This window comes from Streptomyces sulfonofaciens (assembly GCF_014656295.1).
GTDB classification, from domain to species: Bacteria; Actinomycetota; Actinomycetes; order Streptomycetales; family Streptomycetaceae; genus Streptomyces; species Streptomyces sulfonofaciens.
This window is the reverse complement of sequence record NZ_BNCD01000002.1, coordinates 108303-133477: the sequence shown is the minus strand read 5'-3', so window position 1 is coordinate 133477 and position 25175 is coordinate 108303. Positions and strand designations below refer to the sequence as shown.

At 69.7% G+C, this 25175-nt stretch carries 16 protein-coding genes and 2 pseudogenes; 7 read left to right on the top strand and 11 right to left on the bottom strand.

The annotated features are described in order from the left end of the window. Positions 1–36: 36 nt before the first annotated feature. From IE313_RS03575 to IE313_RS03555, 5 genes are all read right to left on the bottom strand, one after another. A complete protein-coding gene (locus IE313_RS03575) occupies positions 37–1464 on the bottom strand; it encodes a glycoside hydrolase family 43 protein (protein ID WP_189929411.1) in 1428 nt (475 codons plus the stop codon). Then, entirely contained in the window at positions 1461–3230 is a 1770-nt protein-coding gene (locus IE313_RS03570) for an amylo-alpha-1,6-glucosidase (RefSeq protein ID WP_189929410.1), read from the bottom strand. Before IE313_RS03570 ends, IE313_RS03575 begins: the two co-directional genes overlap by 4 nt. A 51-nt stretch (positions 3231–3281) precedes the next feature. Then, a complete protein-coding gene (locus IE313_RS03565) occupies positions 3282–4043 on the bottom strand; it encodes a carbohydrate ABC transporter permease (RefSeq protein WP_229924398.1) in 762 nt (253 codons plus the stop codon). Between the two features lie 110 nt (positions 4044–4153). Then, positions 4154–5143, bottom strand: a complete 990-nt coding sequence (locus IE313_RS03560) for a carbohydrate ABC transporter permease (RefSeq protein ID WP_189929408.1) — start codon at positions 5141–5143, stop codon at positions 4154–4156. 62 nt (positions 5144–5205) lie between these two features. After that, positions 5206–6447, bottom strand: a complete 1242-nt coding sequence (locus tag IE313_RS03555) for a sugar ABC transporter substrate-binding protein (RefSeq protein WP_189929407.1) — start codon at positions 6445–6447, stop codon at positions 5206–5208. 292 nt (positions 6448–6739) lie between these two features. Between IE313_RS03555 and IE313_RS03550 the strand changes: the two genes are divergently transcribed. Further along, positions 6740–7795, top strand: a complete 1056-nt coding sequence (locus IE313_RS03550) for a LacI family DNA-binding transcriptional regulator (protein WP_189929406.1) — start codon at positions 6740–6742, stop codon at positions 7793–7795. A 46-nt stretch (positions 7796–7841) separates the two neighbouring features. Here IE313_RS03550 and IE313_RS03545 read toward each other — a convergent pair whose 3' ends face one another. Further along, positions 7842–9203: a beta-xylosidase gene (locus IE313_RS03545; RefSeq protein WP_229924352.1), complete on the bottom strand. Its 1362-nt coding sequence runs from the start codon at positions 9201–9203 to the stop codon at positions 7842–7844. 434 nt (positions 9204–9637) lie between these two features. Further along, positions 9638–11182 (bottom strand): annotated as a pseudogene (locus tag IE313_RS03540) (alpha-L-fucosidase); the annotation flags it as partial. Positions 11183–11727: 545 nt separating this feature from the next. Here IE313_RS03540 and IE313_RS03535 point away from each other — a divergent pair. Beyond that, a pseudogene (locus tag IE313_RS03535) lies at positions 11728–12693 on the top strand (arabinofuranosidase catalytic domain-containing protein); the annotation flags it as partial. 173 nt (positions 12694–12866) lie between these two features. Then, positions 12867–14459 (top strand): glycoside hydrolase family 27 protein, encoded by a 1593-nt coding sequence (locus tag IE313_RS03530; protein WP_229924397.1) that lies wholly within the window; start codon positions 12867–12869, stop codon positions 14457–14459. A gap of 391 nt (positions 14460–14850) precedes the next feature. On the opposite strand, the gene IE313_RS03525 is transcribed toward IE313_RS03530, so the two are convergent. From IE313_RS03525 to IE313_RS03515, 3 genes are all read right to left on the bottom strand, one after another. Beyond that, complete coding sequence (locus IE313_RS03525) at positions 14851–15558, bottom strand: FadR/GntR family transcriptional regulator (RefSeq protein WP_189929403.1); 708 nt, start codon at positions 15556–15558, stop codon at positions 14851–14853. Between the two features lie 253 nt (positions 15559–15811). Then, positions 15812–17446, bottom strand: a complete 1635-nt coding sequence (locus IE313_RS03520; protein WP_229924351.1) for a glycoside hydrolase family 43 protein — start codon at positions 17444–17446, stop codon at positions 15812–15814. Between the two features lie 349 nt (positions 17447–17795). After that, a complete protein-coding gene (locus IE313_RS03515) occupies positions 17796–19142 on the bottom strand; it encodes a glycoside hydrolase family protein (RefSeq protein WP_189929402.1) in 1347 nt (448 codons plus the stop codon). A gap of 190 nt (positions 19143–19332) precedes the next feature. Here IE313_RS03515 and IE313_RS03510 point away from each other — a divergent pair, with 190 nt between their 5' ends. The 4 genes from IE313_RS03510 (at position 19333) to IE313_RS03495 (ending at position 23677) form a co-directional block, all read left to right on the top strand. Next, a complete protein-coding gene (locus tag IE313_RS03510) occupies positions 19333–20352 on the top strand; it encodes a LacI family DNA-binding transcriptional regulator (protein ID WP_189929401.1) in 1020 nt (339 codons plus the stop codon). 110 nt (positions 20353–20462) lie between these two features. Then, positions 20463–21782: an ABC transporter substrate-binding protein gene (locus IE313_RS03505; protein ID WP_229924350.1), complete on the top strand. Its 1320-nt coding sequence runs from the start codon at positions 20463–20465 to the stop codon at positions 21780–21782. A gap of 94 nt (positions 21783–21876) precedes the next feature. Then, positions 21877–22839: a carbohydrate ABC transporter permease gene (locus tag IE313_RS03500; protein WP_373316921.1), complete on the top strand. Its 963-nt coding sequence runs from the start codon at positions 21877–21879 to the stop codon at positions 22837–22839. Between the two features lies 1 nt (position 22840). After that, a complete protein-coding gene (locus IE313_RS03495; protein ID WP_189929399.1) occupies positions 22841–23677 on the top strand; it encodes a carbohydrate ABC transporter permease in 837 nt (278 codons plus the stop codon). Positions 23678–23986: 309 nt separating this feature from the next. Here IE313_RS03495 and IE313_RS03490 read toward each other — a convergent pair whose 3' ends face one another. Beyond that, positions 23987–24814 carry a DUF4097 family beta strand repeat-containing protein gene (locus tag IE313_RS03490; RefSeq protein WP_189929398.1) on the bottom strand — a complete coding sequence of 276 codons (828 nt, stop codon included), beginning with the start codon at positions 24812–24814 and terminating at the stop codon, positions 23987–23989. Between the last annotated feature and the right edge of the window lie 361 nt (positions 24815–25175).

Sequence of the window (25175 nt, the reverse complement as noted above, 5' to 3'; positions counted from 1 at the left end):
GGCGGCTCCTCGCACGGCACGCGCTGCTCGCGGGTACTACCGCCGGACCGCCGCTGCCTGCACCGCGGTGAACTGCCACCAGTCCACGTTGGCCAGGTAGCCGCTGCCGCCCGCGAACCCCAGGTAGAGGTCCTGGGTCCCCCGTGCACCGCTGACCGGGCAGGACACGGTCGTCCAGGTCTGCCACCCGCCGGTGCCAGGCACGCCGCACCGGCCCACGACCGTGCCGGTGGGGCCGCCCAGGCGCAGCTCGATGGTGCCACCGCCGGCCCCCGACGCCACACGCGCGGTGAAGGACGACGCACCCGCGCCGAAGGCCACGCCCTTGACCTTGAGGTAGTCGCCGTTGTCGATGTAGCCGACGTCCATCCCTCCCCCGCTGGACGGCTCGGTCTCGATCCCGGACTCCCAGGCGGTCGTCTCCGCCTCCTGGCGCGTGTACGGGTTGAGCGTGCCGACCTGAGGGGCACCCGTACTGGTCATGTTGATCGTCGGGATGGTGCCGTCGGGGTTGTAGGAGAACTTCTCCACGGCAACCGAGCGGGTGAAGCCGCCCCCACCGGGGAGCGCGCCGTTGTGGTAGAAGAAGTAGGAGTTGCCCTTGAAGTCGATGATGCCCGGGTGGTTGGTGAAGCTGCCGCCCTGCGTGGGCATGACGGTACCGCGGTAGGTCCAGGGGCCGGTGGGGCCTGGCGCGGTGGAGTAGGCGATGAACTCCGAGCAGCACTTGGCCGCGTACACGAGGTAGTACAGATCGCCCCGCTTGTAGACCCACGGCGCTTCCTCGAACAAGGTGGGCCTGTTGGGGTCGCCGGTGCGCGTGCCGAAGCCCGCGGTGGTGAGCGGGATCCTGGTCGGACTGCCGGAGTAGGAGGTCATGTCGGCGTTCAGCTTGACGTACCACAGGTCGGGGTTGCCCCAGTACAGGTAGGCCTGGCCGTCGTCGTCGACGAAGACGGTCGGGTCGATCCGGCCGTTCTCCACCAGCGGGTGTCCGAGTGCGTCGTGGAAGGGCCCGGTGGGACTGTCCGCCACCGCCACACCGATGGCCATCTGGCCCGTCGCCCGGTCCGTCATCGGCACGTACCAGTAGAACCTGCCGTTGCGGTACACGGCCTGGCCCGCCCATGCGTTGGCGGAGGCCCAGCCGAAGGAGGCCAGACCGAGCGGGGAGCCGTGGTCGGTCCAGTTGACCATGTCGTCCGAGGACCACACCCGCCAGTCGTTCATGGTGTAGTAGGTGGAGCCGTCCTCGTCGTGGCCCGTGTAGAGGTACGCCCGCCCGTTGTACACCAGTGGAGCGGGATCGGCGGTGTAGACGGACTGCACGATCGGATTGTCCGCTCTGGCCGGTACGGGATGCGCCACGGCGGATAAGAGGGCGAAGGCCAGCATGAGGCCCGCGAGCCGGGCGACTGCCCGTCCGAGTCGTGTACGGCTGCGGTGCTGTTGTGCCGGGGTCATCGTGGTCTCCGGTGGGTGTGGGGTGCTGGGTGTCGGGCCGGGTTGCTGCGGCGGTCGTGGTCGTCGGCGAGCAGCAGGTAGCTGCTCGCCGTCCATGTGTAGGCGCGGTCACGCAGGCCCCGGCCGGTCAGCGCGTCGAAGTTCTCGGCGAAGCCGAACGTCTCGCACAGCGAGCGGAAGCGGTGGCTGATGTCGTCGGCGAGCTCGGTGTGGCCCGCCCGGCGCAGACCGTCCTCGATGAGCACGGTGGAGGGGGCCCAGATGGGGCCGCGCCAGTACCCGTCCGGCTCGTAGTGCGGGGAATCGGGGTGCTCGGTGGCAAGGCCGTGGCCCGTGAGGTGGGAGGCGATGTTCTCGGCGAGCCTGTCGCCGACGTCCCGCGGCAGGCGCTCGCCCAGCACGATGGGCATCAGGTCGAGCAGGCTGCGGCTGGTGGAGAGGTGCCCGGTGTCGGGTGACAGGCCGTGGAAGCGGCCGCCCGACCACAACTGGTCGAGCAGGGCCTGCTGGATCGAGTCCGCGGTGCGCAGATGCCGGTCGGCGTCCTGCCCGCGGCCCAGTTCCGCGGCCAGCTCCGAGAGCTGTGTCAACTGCAGCACGAGGAACGCGGCCAGGTCGGCTGTGATCAGTACCCGTCGGCAGTCGAAGGTCGTGGCGTTGTCCCAGCCGCTGTCGTTGCCGTGCTGGTAGTGGGGCAGTCTCTGACCGGGCGCCGTCCGTGCCACGAGCCAGAAGTCCGTCCAGCGCCTCAACCGCGTGTAGGTCTCGGTGAGTTCGCCTGTCCCGAGACGGCGCGGAAGGCGTTCGCGCAGGCGCCGCAGGGCCCAGCCGTGGATGGGGGGCTTGACGAAGTTGTAGAGGATCTCCGAGTGGGTGACGGAGTCGGGGAGGGCCCCCGTTCCGTCCTGGTGATCGAAGGGGAGCTGGAACTGGTCCCAGGCCAGCTCCGGAAGGCCCGGCGCCAGAGCGAGGGCGTTGAAGCAGTGGTCCCAGCTCCAGACCTTGTCCATCCAGTGCTTCGACATCAGAACCGCCGGGCGGCGGATGAACCCGGCGGGGCGGACGGTGGCGGACCACAGCACGTATGCGGCCAGCTCCGCCGCCGGGGCCTCGCCGGCTTCTCCCGGGACGACGGAGTCGGCGAAGCCCCGGAAGGCCGCCTCGCTGCGCGCCAGGGCGGTGCTGAAGTCGACCGCACCGGTGTACGGCGGCCGTGCGCTGTCCATCTCCTCTATGACCGCCTCCCACTGGTTCGGCCCGGACAGGGTGAGGCGACGTGCGGTGGCCCCCAGGCCCTCGGCACCCAGCGGACCGGCGACGGCCTCCCCCAGGAGCGTGACCCGGTACCGGCGCCCCGTCTCGTAGGAACTGAACTGGTGGGAACCGTCGACGGGGTCCCGGTAGAAATACGTCCCGCTGAACGGGGTCAGTTCGGCGACCGCGGGCTGGACGAGCAGGGCGAGGCCCTGGCCGCGCAGCCGGACGGTGTCGGGGGTCTCGTAGACGAGGTCGATGCGCCCGCTATCGCTGGTCCAGGTCAGCCTGGCGGGGCTGGCCTGCCAGGTCGTACCGGCACGCTCCCCGTTCCCGGGGTGGAGCGGTACCAGGCGCAGAACGGGGTGCATGCCGTTCTGATGGGAGACGAGGTACAGGTCACGGCCCCGGTCGTGCTGGGAGATGACCGGTGACAGGTCGAACCACGATCCGTGGTGACTGAAGGGAATGTCCTGGACGGTGAAGGCACAGCCGAGGGAGGAGTCGGTCATCGGCAGGAACCCAATCCTTCGAGGTCGAGGGAGGAGACACCGGTGGGCCGCTCAGTCCTTGACCGCGCCGGCGGTGACGCCGGCCGCGACGTAGCGCTGGGCGAGGACGAGGATCAGGGCAGCGGGGAGTGACGCGACGACGGCCGTGGCCATGATCGCGTTCCACTCCTGGTTGTTGTTGCCGATGTAGTGGTAGATGCCGAGGGTGATCGGCCGGTGGGCACCGCCGCCGTCCAGGGTGCCGGCGAAGACGAAGTCCGACCACGACCAGAGGAAGGCGAACAACGAGACGGTGACGACCGAGTTCCGGCTCATCGGCAGCACGATGGACCAGAAGGTGCGGACGGTGCCTGCGCCGTCCGTCTTCGCGGCCTGCACCAACTCCCGGGGAAGCCGCGACATGAACGCGGTGAAGACCAGTACGGCGAAGGGCACCGCCAGGGTGGAGTCGGCGATGATCAGCCCCACCGTGGACTGGAGGAACCCCAGGTCCAGGTAGATGGCGTAGAAGCCCATCGCCATGATGATCCCGGGAATCATCTGGGCCACCAGCATCAGGAAGCTCAGTACCCGTCCTCCGTACGGCCGCAGTACGGCCAGGGCGAACCCGGCCGGTGCCGCGAGTGCCACGGTGACCAGGACGGTGCCCACACCGACGACGAGGCTCGTGCCGAGGTAGGGCATCTGCTGGTCGAGCACCTCCCGGTAGCCCTGCAGCGTGCCGTGGACCGGGAAGAGGTTCGGCGGGGACCTGCGCATGTCCTGGTCCCGGGTGAAGGAGACGTTGACCATCCAGTAGACGGGAAAGAGCATCACGGCGGTGAGCAATACGCCCAGTGCCGTCCTCCACCGCGTGCCGCGCCGAGTCGGCCGCGGCCGCCGGGCCGGAACGTGATGCACGGTGGTGGGAAGGGCGCGTGGGCTCATGAGTCCGTCTGCTTTCGCTGGGCGCGGATGTGGAGCAGGCCGAAGACCAGGGCGATCAGCACCAGGAGGTTGCCGACGGCCGCTCCGGGGCCGAACTGCGGCAGGAGGTCTCCGAAGCCCAGCCGGTAGGACCAGGTGGCGAACGTAGTCGAGGAGTCGCTCGGACCGCCCTTGGTCATGATCCAGATGATGTCGAACACCTTGAGCGTGTAGACGAGGCCGAGGAGCAACGTGATGGCGGAGACGGGGCGCAACAGGGGGAAGGTCACCCGCCAGAACCTCTGCCACGCGTTCGTACCGTCCAGCGCGGCCGCCTCGTACAGCGACCCGGGAATCGTCTGAAGGCCGCTGTACAGGAGCACCAGGTTGAAGGGAACGCCGATCCAGACATTGGCCAGGGTCACCGAGACCAGCGACCACGAGGGTGAGGTCAGCCAGTCGACCGGACCAGCGCCCCACCAGCCCAAGGCCGCGTTGACGACCCCGGAGTCGGAGTTCAGCATCCACGACCACGTCGAGGCCGACACGATTAGCGGCAGGAGCCAGGGCACGAGGAACAGCGCCCGCAGCGTCGTGGACAGCCGGAAGTGGTGGTTGAAGAACACCGCCAGCGCCAGGCCGGCGGCGTACTGGAAGAACAGGGAGACGGCAGTGAAGAGGACGGTGTGTTCGAGCGCCGGCACGAAGGTCGGGTCGGCGAAGACCTTCCGGTAGTTCGCCAGGCCCGAGAAGGGCGCGCCGCCCTGCACGAACGACCGTACCGTGTAGTCACGCAGCGACAGATCGGCGTTGCGGTAGAGCGGGTAGGCGTAGAAGGCGGCCAGATAGGCCACGACGGGGAGCAGGAATCCCCATGCGGTCCACTGCCGGGAGCGCGGTCCCCGCCGTGGCCGCCCCGTGCCGCCGGTGAAGGGGCGGGGCGCCGCCACCGGTGCGTGCCCGCTGGGCGCGGCGTCGGCGTGCGGCATCCGTGCGGTGGTGTTCATCGGTGGTCAGTCCTTCAGTGCGCAGGCCCCGCCCGCCCGGGCGGGACCCTGAAGTCGACGTGCTACTTGGCGGCGGACTGCGCTGCGGCCAGGGCGTCCTTCGGCGACTTGGCTCCGGTCAGCGCGGCCTGCACCGCTCCCCACAACTGCTTCGAGATCTTCGGGTACGCCGTGCCGAGGTTGTCACCGGTCCTGCCCCTGGCCGCGCGCGCCGCCCGCACCCATACCGTCAGCTCCGGGTCCGCGCCGACCTGCTGGGCCTGCACCGACTTGGTCGGCGCGACATAGGACAGGGCGGTGTCCGTGGCCAGCAGGTTCTTCGCGCTTGTCAGGCAGGTCACGATCTTGTCGGAGGTGGTGTAGCGCCCCGTGTCCTTCTGTACGGGCACGGTGACGAACTCCCCGCCGGTGGGTGCCGGTGCCGTACCGCCGGAGGCGGCCGGGATGGCAAGGGTTCCGTAGTCGAAACCGGCCTTCCTGGCATTGGCCAGCTCCCATGTGCCGTTCTCGGCGAAGGCATAGGCACCGGTGGCGAACTCCTGCCAACTGGTGGTCTGGCTGTTGTTGATCACCGAGTTGGGCGCGTATCCCTTCTTGAGCCAGTCGGACCACAACGTCACCGCGGACACGGCCCGCTGTGAGCTCAGGTCGGTCAACCGGGCGCCGGCGCCCCAGAACCAGGGCAGGAACTGGAAGCTGCCCTCCTCGGTGCCGATCGCCGAGAACGTGATGCCCTTCTTCCCCGCCGCCCTGACCTTCGCCAGCGCCGCGGTGAGCGCCGCCCAGCTCTTCACGGAGGCGGGATCGACACCCGCCGACCTCAGGATCTTCTTGTTGTAGAACAGCGCCAGGGTGTTCACACCGATGGGCGTGCCATAGGTCTTTCCACCGATCCGCCCCGCCGCCAGGAGGTTCGGCTCCACCCGCGAGGTGTTGATCCTGTTCTCGTCGGTCGTGGTGAGGACGCCCGCCTCGGCGAGGGTGGACACGACGGGGTTGTCGAGGACGAGTACATCGGGGGCGTCGGCCTGCTGGGCGGCGAGCAGGGCCTTACTGGTCAGGTCACTGGTGTCGAAGCCCGTGCGCTTGATCTTCACCCCGGCCCGGGCGCCGCAGCCGTCGACGAGCCTGCCCCAGGGGGAGGCACCGTCGAACTGCGGGTACGGGTCCCAGAGGGTGTAGGTGCCGGCGGACCCGGATGAGCCCGTCGAAGAGGCCGACGATCCGCATGCGGCCAGGCTGGACGCGACCGCGAGAGCGGCCAGTGACGCGACGGGGATCCGCCACCGTGGGGCCCTTATCATGACACCTGTCCCTCTCGCTCCGTGCCCGCCCCTGGCAGGGGCAGGGCCGCGTTCGTCATCCGGACGGGTTCACACAGCCGAGTCGAATACATGAGACGAATCGGTTCGACTCGAACGTAAAGCTGCCTCTTGAGGCGCGTCAAGACGCAATAAGCCTGGTAATTCGGGGATTCAACCGGGCCCACCGCATGGGTCGCCACCCCTGCCGCACACCGCATGCGACCCATGGAAATCGAACCGATTCGCCAGGCAGTAGCATGAAGCACCGAGGCGAGGACCTTGAAGGAGCTGCATGAACATCGGGGAGATCGCCCGGCGAGCGGGAGTGTCGCGCAGCACGGTGTCGTACGCGCTCAGCGGCAAACGCCCCGTCGCGGACACCACCCGCCGGCGGATCCAGCAGGTCATCGACGAACTGGACTACCGACCCAACGCAACCGCGAGGGCCCTCGCGGAGGGCCGGACGCGGACGATCGGTCTCGTGATCCCGCCCGCCGGCAACCGGCTCACCCATATGCAGCTCGAATTCGTGGCCAGCGTGGTCGACGCCGCCTCCCGTGCGGACCTGGACGTACTGCTGTCCCCTTCCGGAGGCGACCACGACCGCTCCTTCGAACGGCTCGTCTCCGAGAGGCGCATCGACGGGGTGATCCTGATGGAGATCAGGTTGGAGGACGCCCGCGCGGTCCGGCTCCAGCAGGCGCGCGTGCCCTTCGTCGGTATCGGCCGCACCGCCCGGGACCGGGACATGTGCTGGATCGACATCGACTACGCGGGACTGATCCATCATTCCGTGTGCCACCTCGCCGATCTCGGCCACCACCGGGTGGCGCTCGTCAACCGTTCTCCGGAACTGATCGCGGCCGGCTACGGGCCTGCGCACCGCGCCCGGCAGGGCTTCCTGAACGCCGTACGGGAGCGCGGCCTGGACGGCGTCGAGGTGCCGTGCGAGGACGACGCCCGCTCCGGCCAGGAATGCATCGAGCGCCTGTTGAGGAGCCACCCCGGCCTCACGGCCGTCGCCACCGTCAACGAAGCGGCACTGCCCGGCGTTCAGCGCGCGCTCGCCGATGCGGGCCTGAAGGTGCCCCGCGACTTCTCGGTCATCGGTGTCGCGGCCCGCCTCTGGGCCGAGGACTTCCGCCCGCCGTTGACAGCGGCCGACGTACCGGCGCAGGACATGGGTGCACAGGCGGTGTCCCTGCTGTTGGAGAGGATCGCCGCGCCGGGCACGCCGCCCCGCCAGATCCTGCTGGCCCCGCCGATCTCGCTCCGCTCCAGCACGGCCGCCGTTCCCGCCGGCCGGCTCGCCCGGGCGGACGGCCGCGCCGCCGGGGACCGCGGGTGAGCACACGCGCGGTCACCCGTGCGGTTGCCCCGGCGGGCCCGGCCGGTCACCCCGCCGCAGGCAGCAACGTGATCGTGTAGCCGTCCTGCGCACTGCCCCACGGCACTGTCAGCGAGGCCCTGCCCGCGCTCACGTTCAGCACCCGGTCGGATACGGTGGTCGGGCCCGTGACCGCGTTGCCCGCGTTGTAGGGAATGCGCTGGAGAACGGCGCGCACCTTTCCCCCGGACACCACCGACGTGGTGTCCAGCCCGGTGAGACTGACGGTCACCTCCCCGGTGTTGCCGTTGGAGCCGAGGAGGATCTTGGCGTTCCCGGCCGCGTTGTCCTTGGTCGCGAACCCGTCCGTGTTCGCCCCCGGTACCAGGTTGACGACGTTCCCCGTCTGGGACCCGTAGTAGCGGTAGGTGAACCACTCGCCGCGGGGCTGGTACCGCCCCGCGCTGTCCTTGGTCAGCAGGCCCGCCTCGTAGTCGTGGAGCGACTGGCCGCCGGCCCAGTTGCCGCGCAGCCCGTCCGCGCCCGCCCGCTCCAGCCGGGATATGAACCATCCGCCGCCGCCGGGGGTCTGCATCGACGAAGTGGCGTACTCGTTGATCTGGTAGGGCCGGGTCCTGGTGAGACCGCCGGCGGCCAGGAGCGCATCGGCCCTGCCGACGTCCGCCACGGGGTCGCCGGGTTCGTCGTGCCAACTGTAGATGTCCGGCACCGTGCCGTCTGCCTTGGCCCGGTCCAGGAACGTCTTCCACCAGGCATTGCCCGAGGAGGGCTGGGAGGCCGTACTGGGACCGACGATGAGCTGGTCGGGAAACGCGGACCGGACGGCGCCGTAGAAGCGGGACCACATCTGGAGGTACTGGGCCTGCGACGGCTTCCAGAAGATCGACAGGTCGGGCTCGTTCCACAGGTCCCACTCGACCCTCATGCGGTTCGCGCGGACGTCCGCGATGAGTTGCCGGACGAAGCCGTCGAACTTCGTCCAGTCACCGTTGTCGCCGGGGAACGCCTGGCTCGTGGTGCCGTCGGCCCCCCACAGATCGTGCGGCAGCAGGATGAACGTGCCTCCGAGGGCCGTCGTCCGTTTGTACTGGGCGAGCGTGGCGGCCCAGCGGGTCCGGTAGTCGGCCGGGCTGGTCGCGTAGCCGCCGCTGTTGAGCTGTGCGCCTCCGGCCCGCTCCAGGTGCCACTTGATGTCCGTGTAGAAGGCGTCCCCGGGACGGGACCCGTCCGGTGACATCCCGTACAGCGTTCCCGATGCGCGGTACGCAGGTGCTCCACCGGCCGTGGCGAAGTCGACGGTGACACCGGTGTCGACGGCCCGAGCGGTCGTCGGCGGCACCACGCAGCATGCCAGTGCTGCGGCAAGGGTTGCCATCCCGGCGAACACCCTGCGCGTGACGATACTCATGAGCGGCTCTCCCTGATGTCTGGCGAGGCGGAGCGGACGGACGTGGGCGGTCCACCGCCCCTGCACGGGGTTGCGGGTTACGGGGCACGGGGCTGCGTCCAGCAGTCGGATCGGTTAGGCGAACCGGTTCGATTCGAGAACGTAGAGCGCGCTACGACGCCCGTCAAGGCGGAAACCCGTGCTTTCCCGGGAGACAGGCTTCCACGAGCACGGGCGGGGCCTTGTGCCATGTGACGGTCTCGCCCTTTGCGCATCGAATCGATTCGCTGACGGCTTGTCACAGAGACCACCTGCCGGCGATCCAGCGGGTGATGCCGACGGGGCGGGCGGTCGGACCGGGGCGATCACGGGGCAGCGCGAAGACGGGCGGACGAGGACCGGCGCAGCGCTCAGGCGGCGCGCGCCCCGGAGCCGCCGGACCCACCGGAGCCGCCGGGCACGAGGGCGGGGATGCGGCCGGCGAAGGTGAACTTCAGTACGTAGGCCAGTGCACTGTGCGGTGCCGTGGCCGAGGGGAGGGTGATGTGCAGTCCGTCGCCGCTCTGGGTCGGGCGGGGCAGGTCGGTGTACGTGCCCGGGGTGCCGCCCAGCAACTGCAACGACTTCAGGGCGTGCATGTCGATACGGCCTCCGGCCAGGGTGGTGATGGTCGTCGAGGTGCCCGGCCAGCCGAGGATCGTGGCATAGAGGACGGTGTTGTCCTTGCTGCGGGTGAACCTGACGTCCTTGGCGGTGCCCGCGCGCGGCTCGGTGAAGGAGCCGCCGCCCATCTTGGTGGGGCCTTCGCCGTAGACGCTCCAGGCGCGGGTGGCATAGAGGGATTCACCGAAGCGCTTGAGGTGGTCGCCGATACCGAGCAGGACGTCTTTCTGCGTCTGGGGGATGGCGCCGTCCGCCGTGGGCGCGATGTTGAGGAGCATGTTGCCGTTCTTGCTGATGCGGTCGATCAGCGAGTGGAGCATCTGCGGTGTGGAGTAGTAACCGATTCCCTGGGTGTAGCACCAACTGGAGCTGCTGATGCTGTCGTCGGTGAGCCAGTACGGGGTGGTGGTCTCGGCCGGGCCGCCGCGCTCGTAGTCGAAGACCTCGCCCCTGTTGTTGTAGCCGTCCTTGTAGGTGGCCACGACCTCTCGGCCCCAGGAGAGTGCCTGGTTGTAGTAGTACGACAGGAAGTCCAGGCGCTTGGCCTCGTCGACGCGGGTGAGGTCGAAGTCCTCCCAGATGATGTCGGGCCTCGCCTGGTCGACCACCTCCTTGAGCTTGTCGTACCAGAGCTGGTTCTCAGCGGCGGTGTCGAGCTGCCCGTAGAGCTTCCTCAGACTGGCGGTGGACTGCGCGGGCACGTGGTCGTAGTAGCCGTTGAAGTTGTAGGCGTGGTGCAGGGACACCAGCAGCTTCATGCCCTGGGCGCGGATGGCGTCACCGAAGAGCCGCAGCAGGTCCAGCCGGGGGCCGTGCCGGACGGAGTTCCATTCGTTGACCGCGCTGTTCCACATCGAGAAGCCGTCGTGGTGCTCGGCCACCGGGCCGGCGAACCTGGCCCCTGCGTCGGCGAACAGCCGGGCCCAGGCATCGGGGTCGAACCTGCCGCCCGCCGAGACCAGCCTCGGCGCGAACTGCACGAAGTTGCCCGCCTTGTCACGAGCCCCGTCGATGAAGTTGTCGTAGGGCCATGTGGAGGGATCGCCGTAGGTGGCGACGTGGTGCGCGTTCGCGGCACTGCCGCCGACGTACATGTTCCGCGGATACCACTCGTTGTCGTAGGCGGGCACGCTGAAGGCGCCCCAGTGGAAGTAGATGCCGAACTTCGCGTCCTGGAACCACTCGGGTGCCGCGGGATGCTGATCGACCGACGACCACGTGGGCGAATAGGACGACGGGGCGGCGTGCGCGATCCCGCCGCCCGGTCCGAGGTTCACCGCCGTGGCGGCGGCTGCGGTGGCGACTCCCGACAGGAACAGGCGCCTGTTGATCGTCATGAAGTGACCTTCCGGTGACGCGTACGGGGGTTGGGGTCGCGACTTGGGAGAGCTGGATGATGCCCAGCGATACATCCCATGTCTTTCCAGGGGTCCCACGTGATCTTGGGAACTGTCAATAGTTCTGACGTGGACTGGAGAACGGGGCCGTGCGGTCCATTCGCCTTGACGGCGGCGACCACCGCTCCTCGCGATCGAAGACATCACATGTCAAGGAGGAGTCCTCAGCCCGCCGACTCCGCCGCTCACTCGTGTGCGGCACGTATTGACACGCTTCGGCGTCCCTCTATCATCCAGAGACCGTCCGACTTTCCGAATGGCGTTCGAGATATCGAATATTGGCATGTCTACGTCATGCACGTCATGCACTACGTCATGCACAGCTCGCATCCAGGAGGACGCTGATGCAGTCTTCACTCGTTTCCGCGCCGGGCCGGGTACCGCACGGTCGCCGTGCTCCCCTTGCCGTGGCCGCACGCGTGGCGCTCACCTTGGTCGCGGTGCTGGCAACCGCCTTCGGCTGGTCGGTTCCGGCGTCCGCGGCCGGCACGGGTCCCTGCGACATCTACCGCTCGGGCGGTACGCCCTGTGTGGCGGCGCACAGTACGGTGCGGGCACTCTACGGGTCCTACAACAGCCGTCTCTACCAGGTCAGACGTGCCTCAGACAACGCGACGAGGGACATCGGTGTGCGGTCCGCGGGAGGAGTCGCGGACGCCGCGGCACAGGACTCGTTCTGTGCGAGCACGTCGTGTGTCATCACGGTCGTCTACGACCAGTCGGGACGCGGGAACGACCTGTGGTACCAGGGGTCGAGCGTGGTCCCGGGATCGAGCCAGAGCAGCCCGGCGAAGGCGACGTCCGAGTCCCTGACGGCCGGCGGCGGCAAGGCGTACTCGCTGTACATCAACCCCGGCAACAGCTACTGGAGGGACGGCCACGCGAGCGGTGTCCCCACCGGGAGCGCGCCTGAAGGCATGTACATGGTGACCAGCGGCACGCACGTCAACAGCGGCTGCTGCTTCGACTACGGCAACAGCGAGACCACGCGGAAGGCCGATGCCGCCGGTGCCATGGACGCGATCAACTTCGGCACCGAGTGCTGGTTCGGCGGCTGCTCCGGAAGCGGCCCCTGGGTACAGGCCGACCTCGAGTGGGGCCTGTACCCCGGCGGCAGCCAGTCATGGAACCCCAACCAGCGGGCCTTCACCAGCAAGTTCGTGACCGCGACGCTGAAGAACAACGGCACCTCCCGCTTCGCCGTCAAGGGCAGCAACGCACAGGCCGGGGCCCTCACCACCCTGTGGGACGGCTCGCTGCCCAGCGGATACAGCCCCATGAAGAAACAGGGAGCCATCGTCCTGGGCAGCGGCGGAGACTGCTGCAAGCCGGGTGGCGGCGCCAACCTCAGCGCGGGCACCTTCTACGAGGGGGCCGTCGTCTCGGGTTACCCCTCCGACCAGACGGAGAACGCCGTCCAGGCGAACGTCGTCGCCGCCGGCTACCGCTGAACCGCACCGGCGGGAGGTGGACGGTGGTGCGCGGGACACCGTTGAGCCCTGCGCACCTCCGGCACCCGGCCCGCACCGCACGACGACCAACCCGCCGGCACTCATCCCGGAAAGGCATCCCCTTGTCCTTACCAGCACACAGACGTCTGCTCTGCCTCGTTGCGGCAGCCGCCCTGGCGGCCACCGGATTCATCACGGGGGCCCGCTCGACCGCACAGGCGGCAGCGGGTAGCCCCGCGCTCACCCCGCCGCTGGGCTGGAACAGTTGGAACAGCTTCGGGTGCGGCGTCACCGAGACGCAGGTGCACCAGGCCGCCGATGCGATGGTGTCCTCCGGCATGAGGGACGCCGGCTACCGGTACGTGGTGGTCGACGACTGCTGGTTCGATCCGCAGCGCGACGCCGCGGGCAACCTGCGTGCCGACCCGGCCAAGTTCCCCGGTGGGATGAAGGCACTCGGCGACTACATCCACGCCCGGGGCCTGAAGTTCGGCATCTACGAGGCCCCGGGCGAACGCACGTGCGCGCAGGGCGTGGGCTCCTACCCGGGAGCCACGGGAAGCAGGGGCCACGAGGTCCAGGACGCACGGGCCTTCGCCGCGTGGGGCGTGGACTACCTCAAGTACGACTGGTGCTCCTCGGCCGGCACGCGGGACGAGCAGGTCGCACGGTTCTCGGTCATGCGCGACGCCCTGCGCGCGACCGGGCGCCCGATCGTCTACAGCATCAACCCGAACAGTCTGCACGCCATCACCGGTGCCACCTACAACTGGGGCGAGGTCGCCGACCTGTGGCGGACGACGGAGGACCTGCTCGACACCTGGCAGAACGGCAACACCAACAGCTACCCGATGGGCGTGGGCAACGTTCTCGACGTCAACGCCCCGCTGGCCGCGCAGGCGGGCCCCGGGCACTGGAACGACCCCGACATGCTCGTCGTCGGCCGACCGGGCCTGTCGCCGGCGGAGTCCCGCTCCCACTTCGCCCTGTGGGCGCTGATGGGGGCGCCCCTCATGGCGGGCAACGACATCCGCACCATGTCCACCGACGTCAGCGCGATCCTGCGCAACCCGCGCCTGCTGGCGGTCGACCAGGACCCGCTGGGTGCCGGGGGGCGCAGGGTCCGCGACGACGGCAACACCGAGGTGTTCGCCAAAGCCCTGTCCGACGGCTCCGTGGCCGTGGGCCTGTTCAACCGGGGCGGCAGTGCCGCGACAGTCACCACGACGGCCGCCGAGGTCGGTCTGTCCGGCGGGTCGTTCGCCCTCACCGACCTGTGGACCGGAGCCGCCTCGGGCACGTCGGGCCAGATCTCCGCGAGCGTACCGGCGCACGGTGTCGCCGCGTTCCGGGTGAGCGGCGGCACCCCCCTCACCGCCACGACCTCCCGGCTGCGGGGCAGTGCGGCCGGCCGCTGCGTGGATGTGGACCAGGCGTCCACGGCGGCCGGTGCGACGGTGTTGCTCTGGGACTGCCACACGGCCGCCAACCAGCTCTGGACCACATGGGCGGGCGGCGAGATCCGTGTCTTCGGGGACAAGTGCCTGGATGCCTACGACCAGGGAACCGCCAACGGCACACGCGTGATCACATGGCCCTGCAACGGGCAGGCCAACCAGAAGTGGACCGTCAACGCTGACGGGTCGATCCGCAACGCCCACGCGGGACTCTGCCTCGACGCCTCCGACGGGGGCACGGCCAACGGCACACCGCTCATCCTGTGGACCTGCAACAGTCAGGCGAACCAGAAGTGGAATCGCGCCTAGGGCCTTTCGTGGGGGCGGCGGCCCCGGCGTGCCGGGCGGCGGTGGCCCCCAGGCTGGATCGGGGAGCGGGGTCCGGTGCGTGCGGCCGCAAGGCGCAGGAGGAGTCGGCGCGGGGCGTCGGGGACCGACGACACCGCCGCAGACGCGCGTGCCAGGGCCCGCGAGCCCAGCATGATCCGAACCGACAGGTTCTAGGAGCACCCGGAACTCGGCGGCAGTACGCCGCGGCCGCCACGTCGCTCCGTGCATCGACCACCGCCCTCCACGGGGCGGTGGTCGATGCACGGACGGCGCTGTGTCGGGGGGCTGTCCGGGCCTTCGTCACGTGTCATCGGCCACCGCGACACGCCCGGCGTCGCCCGCTTCGCGCGTGGACCGCCGTGGTGGTGCTTCATCCGGCCCGGTCCCCGCAGGACTCGTCGTAGGCCAGGTGCTCGCGCAGCCACCGCTCGGTCGTGCTGACGTGGACCAGGGCCGTCGCCTGGGCAAGAGAGGTGTCCCTGGCCGCCAGGGCCGCGTAGATCGCCTCGTGTTCCGCGATGGTCCGGCCGCCGGCGTTGTCGTCGACCAGGCCGCGCCAGACACGGGCACGCACGGTCCTGCTGGAGATGCCCTCCAGCAGGGTGGCCAGCGTGGCGTTCCCCGTTGCCCAGACCACCGCTCGGTGGAAGGCGGCGTCGTGCTCGTTGAGGAGTTCGACGTCGTCGCGGGCGCGCCTCATCACGTCCAGATGGTGCCTGACCTCGGCCAGTGCGTTGTCGGAGATCCGTGCGGCGGCCAGGGAGGTGGCGATGGGCTCGAACAGGCGTCGCACCTCGGTCAGCTCCAGCAGTGTGTCGCCCCGGAGCAGTTCCACGGCCGAGCTCAGGCCCTCAAGCAGCAGAGCCGGCTCCAGACTGGTGACATAGGTCCCGTCGCCGCGTCTGATCTCCAGGACCCGGGCCACCACGAGCGCCTTCACGGCCTCGCGCATGAGGTTCCGTGACAGCCCGAGTTCCGCGGCCAGTTGCTGTTCCGGCGGGAGTTTGGCACCCGGCGGGAGTGCACCGGACTGGATGAGCTCCCTGATGCGCGTGATGGCCTTGTCGGTCAGTGACATCGATCGACTCCACACCCCCCTGCCGTAGCGGGGGAGACTACCAGGGCATCCCATGTCCCGGAAGAGACCGCTTCACTCTCCGCTCATCTGCTCCCCGATCACTTGTGGGCCTCCGCCACCACCTGCGCCCCCTCCCCTTCGGCCGGCATCGCCATGGCCGGCCGTGCCCCGCGCGACATGGCGACATCCCATGTCCGGCAGGTCGACCCGGGCACCCGGACGGCGTGCGCGTCAGCAGACGACAGGGGCCGGGTCAGGGCGCGGACAGCTCGAACCGCTCGACCTTCACCGAGCCGCCGAGCGCCTGGGTGGCGTGGTTGAAGACGGCGTACCGGTGGCCCATGAAGAACTGCCAGGCGTTGCCCATCGCGAACGTCGGGCCGAGGGTGCTGAAGGTGCGGCCGTCGGTGCTGTAGGAGAAGGTGACCGGACGGCCGGAGCCGGGGCGGATGTCGGCGTGGGCACGCAGCCAGATCCGGGTGCCCGGGACGGCGGCGCCCGCCTCCTCGGTGCCGGTGCCGGAGGTGTTCCAGTTGCTGTCCATGGTGATGCCGTCGACCATGCAGACCCGGGCCCTGCCGCCCTCGCGCTTGATGCCGATCCATGCGGAGGAGTTGCGCAGGACCGCGAGGCCGGCCCGGTCGCCGTCCTTCATGTGCGCGTGGTCGAGGACGACCGTCGCCGTGGAGGTGGGGCCCTGAATGCGGTGGGTGAGCGTGTTGCGGGCCGAGTAGAGGTCGTCGGTGACGGTCGCCGTGTGCAGTGTCAGGCCGTTGCTGACGGAGAACCTTCCGGTGTCGGGGTTGTGGTTCCACTCCCACTGCGGCTTCAGGGAGGTGCCGTCGAAGGTGTCGACGCCGACGAGCGGGGTGACCTGGCGGGCCGGGAGGTTCGGGGCCGGGTACGAGGTGCCCCAGGCGCCGTCCACCGTCTTCAGGACGGGCCAGCCGCCTGAGTTCCAGGTGATGGGTGCCATGGCGGGCACCCGGCCGCCCGGGTAGGCGTCGACGAAGGCCATGTAGTACCAGTCGCCGTTCTGGGTCTCGACGAGGCCGCCCTGGTGCGGAACCCCGCCCCCGGGGATCGGTCCCGGCAGGTCGAGCAGGACCTGCTGCATCGTGTAGGGGCCGAAGGGGCCGCCGGTCGACTTCAGGATGTACTGGCCGTTGGCCGGGCGGGTGAGGAAGATGTAGTAGTTCCCGCCCACCTTGTAGAAGCGGGACCCTTCCAGGGTTCCCACACTCGACGGCGTGGTGAACACCTGTTGGGCCCTGACCTGGGTCTTACCGTCCGCGGACAACTGGGCGACGCTGATCTCGGTGTTGCCGTACGACACGTACATCGTGTCGTCGTCGTCGATGAGCAGCCCGCAGTCGTAGTAGGCGTTGTCGATCGTCGTGAGCCTGGTCCAGGGTCCTTCGACCCTGCTGGCCGTGTAGATGTACGACTTCGAGAACTCGATGCAGCCGATCCAGTAGAACGTGCGGTTGCTCGGGCGGTAGTTGAGTGAGGACGCCCAGATGCCCTTGACGTACGCCCGCCCGCCGTTCAGGTCGTAGGCGGGGCCGAAGTCCAGCTCCGGTACCGAGTGGCCGGCGAACTCCCAGTCGACCAGGTTGTACGAGCGCAGGATCGGCGCGCCCGGCGAGTAGTGCATCGTCGAGGCCGACAGGTAGTACGTGTCGCCTACCCGGATGATGTCGACGTCGGCGAAGTCCTGCCAGACCACCGGGTTCGAGAAGGTCGCCCGGACGCCGGGCCGCGGCCCCGCGGCGGTGGGGGCCGCCGCCTGCGAGGTGAACGGGATCGGCAGGGCACCGGCCGCGGCCACCGAGGTGGCGGCCTTCAACACCTGACGGCGGCTGTGCGGGTGGGGAAGCGGGGACACAGGCGATCGTCTCCTTGGTGGAGGTGTCGGACGGACAGGGGGTGACGCGGTGGCCCCGAGGGAACGGGGCTGTTGCGAGGACGGCCTCCCAGGTGACCGCCACGGGTGATGGCGGCCGTGCCGATGGCCACCGGGCCCGCCGGTGGGCTGTCGTGTGTCCTTCCAGGTCTGCGCGAGGCGCGTGTTCACGGCCGACCTGTTTGAGATATCGAACGCTTTTCAGTAGGTCGGACAGCCAGCGATGATAGGCGTCCCCCGCAGGACGTCAATACCCCTCGCCGCACGTGCTCTCCGCCGGAATCCGCCGTCCGGTGTTTCGGTCACGCCCCGTCCCGCGGCAGGCCGCGGTTCACGCGGACGGGCCGGGCCAGATCGCGGAGGCATCGTCACGGTCCGGGTGCGGAAGACGGACGGGGCGCACCGGCACGGCACGCCTGCCGGCCGGCGTGCCGAGCGTCCATCGTGCGGGGTGGCCCGTGTAGCTCAGGCCGGTCAGGACGAAGGCGCCGTCCGCGTAGACCTCGACGTACTCCCCCACGGTGAGGATCCGCAGGGTGTCGGGCGTACGGGACAGGGCGGTTCGCTCCAGCGTGGTGCCGTGCGGGCCCGTGATGCGCAGGTCCTGGCCGTCGTACCGGACGGCCAGGGCGGTGGCGTCACCGCCGGGCCGGTCGGTGCGCAGCGTCACCTCCAGGGGGCCCGTGACGGGGACGTCGGCTACAGCGTGCAGGGCGGGTTCGCCGCTCTCCTGTCCGAGCCAGGTGTCCAGGCCCGACCACCAGGCGAGGTGGGGAGCGCCGTCCTGCGGGGTGACGAGGAGCTTCGGCTGGGCGAGCATGCCCCGGCAGCGGTCTCCGGTGTCGGTGAGGCCGACGCGGCGGGGCGTGGTGTGCAGCACGACGCGGGAGCCGTCGGCGGTGGTGGTGACGCGGGGGGCGTAGGTGCCGGTGGGGCCGAGCGGACCACGGCGGGTCCAGGGGCCGCGGAGCCTCGGCGCGGTCCAGGACTCGAAGCCGCGGGTGGCGCCTATGGAGCCGAGGAGCAGCCAGGATCCGTCATCGAGGCGCTCCAGCGTCGGGCACTCCAGTTCGTCGACGTCCCCGGGGGAAAGGAGCGGGGGGTGCACGGTCCAGTGTTCCAGGTCGTCGGAGGTGGCGAGACCCACGCATCCACTGCTCTCCACGGGCAGGCCCGCGTCGCTGGCGCACACGGCCATGAGCCAGCCGTCCGACTCGTCGTCGCGTACGACGAAGGGGTCCCGCCAGGCCATGCGTTCGCCGGTGCGGTACCAGCGCGGGTCGGCCTCGACCACGGGCACAGTGCCGTGCCGGCGCCAGGAGGTGCCGTCCGTGCGGTCGGAGAAGGCCAGGCCGACCGACTGCAGTGGCCAGCCGCCCGGGGTGAGCCCCGGGACCCCGGTGTAGAACATGGCGAGGCCGTCGCCGTGGACGAGGGGGTGCATGGTCCACACGGCCTGCTGGTCGAAGCGCCCCGGCAGTCCGTTGCCGAACGCGGTGCCCTGCGTCTCCCAGTGCACCAGGTCGGTGGTGGTGGCCCGCCCGAAGGAGGTCTCCATCCGCAGGTGGTCGAAGTCCCGGGTCCAGGGGCCTTGGAGGTGCAGCACCGTGTGGCTGGTGTCCGGGTGGCGGATGAGCGCGAAGTCGTTCACACACAGACCGGGCGGGGCGTAACGCACGGACAGCTCCTGTCGGTTGGCTCGCTCGAATAACGCAAGCGTGTGCGTTACTACAACAGCGATATCGCAGCTACCAAAGATCCCGCCCAGTAAAACTGAGCTCAAACGCTTGCGCAACTGACTGTCACGGCTTTACGGTCTGGTCGCCGGCGGCTCACATGGATGTGCGCCGGGATCGGAGGTAGTGACGGTGACGGCCAGCATCACCGACGTCGCCCGTGCCACGGGAGTGTCGGCGTCCACCGTGTCCCGGGCGCTGCGCGGCCGGCCCGGCGTGTCGGTCGAAGTGCGCGCGCGCATCGTGGAGGCGGCGGCCGCGCTCGGTTACACCGCCTCGCGCTCGGCGTCGAGCCTGGCCAGCGGGCGGACGTTCAGCATCGGAGTGATCGTGCCGTACGTCGGGCGCTGGTTCTTCGGCACCGTCGTGGACGCCGCCGAGCATGTGTTCAGTGCCGCGGGATACGACGTCCTGCTGTACAACCTCGGCTCGCCGGACGCGCGCAAGCGGTTCTTCACCAAGCTGCCGGTGCGCAAACGCGTCGACGCGGTGCTGTCGCTGCTGGTGCCCGACGACGACGAGGCCGACGCGCTCCGGTCGCTCGGCGTGCCGCTGGCCGCCATCGTGGGCGAGCCCAGACCGGGCTTCACGGTGGTGGGCATCGACGACCGGGCCGGTGCGCAGAGCGCGGTACGGCATCTGGTCAACCTCGGGCACCGGAGGATCGGCATGATCTCGGGTGACAGCGGACCGCAGCACTGGACGGCCCCGGTGCGGCGGAGGCAGGCGTACCTGGATGTGCTGTCGGACGCCGGGCTGGCCCACGACCCCGCCCTGGAGGCGGACGGCGGCTACACGGTCGAGGGCGGCGAACGCGCCATGACGGAACTGCTCGCCGCCTCCCGGCCACCGACGGCGGTGTTCGCGCAGTCCGACGAGATGGCCATGGGCGCGCTGCGGGCGCTGCGGCTGCACCGGCTCCGGGTGCCCGACGACGTGTCGATCATCGGCTTCGACAACCACGAACTGGCCGACGTGATCGGGTTGACCACCATCGCCCAGCCCGTCGCGGCCCAGGGCGCACAGGCCGCCGGGCTGCTGGTGCGGCAGTTGGAGCACGCCCGGCTCGCGCCGCCCGCCCACGTGCAGCTCCCCATCCGTCTGGAGCTTCGCGACACCACCGCCCCGCCCAACCCTCGTCGGCCCCAGTGACGCCCAGGGCGCGGTCCGGCCGTCGACGGCGGCCCCGTGGGCGCGCGCACACCTGCCACGCGATCCACATCAACACGGAGGTAGAGAACATGCCCGTCAGGAAACGACGGTTGCCCACGAAGAGCCTGACCGGCCTGGCCCTCGCCCTGCCGCTGATGGCTGTGACCGCCTGCGGCGCGGGTGGTACGCCCGCCAAGGCGTCCGCGGGCAGCGGCTCCGGTGCCATCACCGTATGGGGCCACCAGGGGCAGACCAACGAGGACACCGCCCTGCAGAAGGCGGTACGGGGTTTCAACAGCTCACAGCAGAAGATCAAGGTGAAACTGAAGCTGATACCCCAGAACGACTACACCAAGACGATCACCACCACCAACGCGTCCGAGCTCCCGGACGTGCTGGAGATGGACGGACCGACGGTCGCCAACTTCGTCTACAACCGGAAGATCACCCCGATCACCTCGTACGTGTCCGCCAGGACCGTGGAGAACGCGACCCGCGCCGTCAAGGCCGAGGGAACGGTGGGCGGCAAGCTGTACGCACTCGGCATGTACGACTCCGGGATGGGGCTGTTCGCCGACAAGAAGCTGCTCAAGGCCGCGGGGGTGGCCTACCCCACCGGCCTGTCCGACGACTGGACCTCGACGCAGTTCACGGATGCGGTCCGCAAGCTGGCCGCCCGGGACCCGGACGGCAAGAGCCTGGACATCCAGGAGAACACCGGTCTGGACACGGAGGCAGGTACCTACCAGTTCGCACCGATCGTCTGGTCCGCGGGCGGAGCACTGCTCAAGAACGGCAAGGCGGCCGGCGCCATCGACTCCCCCGGCGCGGTCTCCGCGCTCAGGACGTTCCAGTCGTGGAAGAAGTACACCGACCCGAACACCGACGGCAACGCCTTCGCCAAGGGCCGGGTGGCCCTGAGCTGGGTCGGCCACTGGATGTACCCGGCCTACCACAAGGCCCTCGGCTCCGACCTTGCGGTGCTGCCCCTCCCCGACTTCGGCAACGGTCCCAAGACCGGGCAGGGCTCGTGGACCTGGGGCATCGGTGCCGACACCGGGAACGGCAAGGCCGCCGGCGCGTTCCTGGACTACCTGCTCGATGACACCAACGTCTCGGCGATGACCACGGCGAACGGCGCGCCGCCGGCCACCAGGACCGCGCTTGCCAAGAGCCCCCTGTACAAGCCCGGCGGACCGCTCCGGCTCCTCGCGGACCAGCTCGCCAAGCCCTGCGGTGACACGCACATCACCTCCTCCTGCGTCGCCGTCACCCGGCCCGTGACCGCCGGTTACCCCGCTGTCACCTCGCAGTTCAGCCAGGCACTGAACTCGGTCTTCGGCGGAGCCGATCCCAAGGCCGCCCTGTCCAAGGCCGCGAGGGCCATCGACCAGGACTTCTCCGACAACCAGGGTTACAAGATCCCGTAGCACACATCGGCCGGCGGGGATCCAGCGAGCAGGATCCCGACGGGTCGGCCGGGAACAGGACCCCACCGTGACCTCAGACAGCCCTGCGCAGGCCCTGGCCGCGGGCCGGGCCAAGGCGCCGCCCCCTGCGTCCGCGCGGCCTGGGCGCCCCGGACGCAGGAACCGCGAATGGGTGCATGGACTGCTGATGTCCGCGCCCGCGCTCGCCGGCCTGATCGCCTTCGTCGGCGTGCCGTTCGGCTACGCCGTCGTGCTGTCCCTCTACAATGTGCGGCTCGGCTCTCCGCTGCCGCCGAGTTTCTTCGGGCTCGAACAGTACCGAAGGCTGTTCACCGATCCGGATCTCTCGGGCCCGTTCCTGCGGGCCCTGCTGAACAACCTGGTCTTCGCCGCCGTCGTGGTACCCGTGCAGACCGCACTGGCCCTCGGCCTTGCGGTCCTGCTCAATCGCACGCTGAAGGCCATCGGCTTCTTCCGTTCGCTGTTCTTCATGCCGGTGGTCTTCCCCATGGCCCTGGTCGCGGTCGTCTGGCGGCTGATCCTCGCCCGGAGCGACCAGGGCATGCTCAACTCCGTCCTGCACCACCTCAGCCTCGGCCACTGGGGCGCCCACGACTGGCTCGGTTCCGCCGCCACCGCCATGGTCTCGGTGATCGCACTGTCCATCTGGCAGGGCGTCGGCTTCCAGATGGTCATCCTGCTCGCGGGTCTCCAGCAGATTCCGGCGGAACTCCACGAAGCGGCCCAACTCGACCGCGCCGGCCGCTGGCAGCGCTTCTGCCACGTGACCCTGCCCGGAATCCGGGGCACCCTGGTGTTCGTCGCCCTGCTCACCTCCGTCCTGTCGTTCCGCGTCTTCGACCAGGTCTACATCCTGATCCGTGGTGGCGGGCTCAACGAGGACGCCACCCACACGGTGATGTACGAGGCCGTCACCACCGCGTTCGACCGCAACGACATCGGTCAGGCCGCAGCGGTGACCGTCGTCTTCTTCCTGATCGTCGTCGTCCTGACGCTGCTCCAGCGCCGCTTCGTGCGCCCCGACCCGGAGGACTGAGATGACCCGAACGCCGTTGCGCCGGACCCTGGACTACCTCGTCCTGAGCGTGCTGGCCTTCATCTTCGTCCTGCCCGCCCTGTACCTGTTCCTCGGCAGCTTCAAGCCGTCCGACCAGGTACTCAGCGGCCTGTCCGGCTTCCTGCCCACCCATCTGACCCTGCACAACTACCGGGCGGTACTGGCCGCCCTCGACTCCGACAGCACCGGCTACTTCTGGCACTTCATGGGGGTCTCCCTGCTGCTGGCGGCGGTGGTCGTCCTCGGGGGCCTCGTCGTCAACTCGATGGCGGCATACGGGCTGACCCGGCTGCGCTGGCGCGGCAGCTCGGCTCTCTTCGCCCTGATCCTGCTGCTGATGCTGGTGCCCTTCGAGGCGGTCGCCGTGCCGCTGTTCTACCTGCTCAACGGGGCCCGCAACACCCTCGCCGTCCAGGCGGTGCCCTTCGTCGCCAACGCCTTCTCCATCTACCAGTTCGCCACGTTCTTCCGCGCGCTGCCCGTGAGCATCGAGGAAGCCGCCCGCATCGACGGGGCCGGGCCCTGGCGGACCTTCTTCGCCGTCGTCATCCCGATGAGCAGGCCCGTGTTCGCCTCCGTGGCGATCCTGACCTTCCTTACCCAGTGGGGCTCCTTCCTCTGGCCGGTCCTGATGGTCTCCGACCCCTCGGAGCGCCCCCTGCCTCTGGAACTGAGCGTCTTCCAGGGCCAGCAACCCCCCGACTGGGGCCAGATCCTCGCCTTCGGCGTCCTCCTGGTGCTGCCCGTCCTGATCGTCTTCGCCTTCTTCCAACGCTGGTTCGTCCAGGGCGTCGCCGGCTCCGCGGTCAAGGGCTGAGACGCGGGGACCAGGCAAGGGGGACGGCGGCGCCCCGGGTCCGCAAGGTGCGGGTACCGAGGCGTCCCAGCCGTGGGCCGGCTCCCCGCAACGGTCCGCTGACCGTGTCGGCCGCCCCCCTCGCGTTCTCCCGGCCGTCCACCGGCCCGGGCCGGGCGGAGGACCGTGCCGGGCGGAGGACCGTGCCGGGCGGAGGACCGTGCCGCGCGGCCGCGTGCAAGACACGTGCGGCACGCAGGGTGGTGCCCCGGCCCGAAGCGGTGTCCCCCCTGCGGTCTGCTCCCGCGGTACGGACAGCGGAGGCGTCCGTCAGTTCCCGTGGACGGAAACGCTGCCCACCGTGGTGTGGGCCTTCACGGAGTGGGGACTCCCGCTGTCGCTCGGTACTCCGATGTCGGCCGTGCCGACCTTGCTGCTCGCGTCCACCGCGTACGTGGCACCCCCCTTCGGCAGGCCGATGTCGACCGTCCCCTGCCGGGCGTCCACCTCGACGTCGTCAGGCACGGCCGAGAAGCCGAGGTCCACGGACCCCGTGCGGGCCTTGGCCGTGACCTTCTTGGACGTGAGCCCCGTCCCCAGGACGGCTCCGGTGCGGGTGCTGAGGTTGACGGGGCCGGAGCTGTCACTCACCTTCGCGGCACCGGTCGAGGTGCTGATGGAGAGCGGCGTGCTGATGTGGGAGGCGGTGACCGCACCGGTCCGGCTCTCGGCGGTCACGGTGACGTCGCGTCCCACCGTGATCCTGTGCTTGGCCGAGCAGACGGAGACGTTCCCGTGGCACTTCGGCTTCACCCTCAGCGTCAGCGTGTTCCCGCTGAGCCCCCACGACGCCTCGGCTCCGGTTCCGTGGATCTCCCGCTGCACCCGCACGCCGGTGACATCACCGGGGACGATCTCGACGCCGGTGCCGTCGGAGTCGACGGTGAGGTTCTTGCCGCTGAAGTCGAAGGTGTGCGTCGAGGACCCCTGCGAGGAGTCCGAGGAAGCGCTCGACGGGTCGGTGTCGGATGCGTTCGAGGAACCGGGCGCTGCCGAGGAGCCCTGGTCACAGGCGCTGACGGTGAGCACCAGGGCTACGGCACCGCAGGCGGTGAGGGCTGCTCGGCTACGGTTGCTCGGGCGTTGTGCAGCGGTCACGTCTCTCCAGCGTTCGAAGGTCGTCATCAGAGTGGCCGGCCGCCACTGCTGTTGTTCTCGGGGCGCTCGTCGGTCGGTGAGCGAGCCATGGTGGCATACGTCGCCCGGCACACTCCTGCCCCTCGGGGCCACGGAACGCTCCTCGGCTTGCCGCCAGCACGGTCCGGCACCGGCACGCCCGCGGTCTCCCCCGGTCCTCCTGGTGGCCTCGGCGTCATCGTCCGGCACCAGTCCGTGGACTCGGCGGGGGAACCGGACGGGGCACCCTGGTGGGGGCGGCTGCCGACGAGCGGGCGATCGTGCGGGGCGCAGGGCAGCCGTCGGCACGGAAAGCACCCACCGGGTCCGCCCGCACGGATAC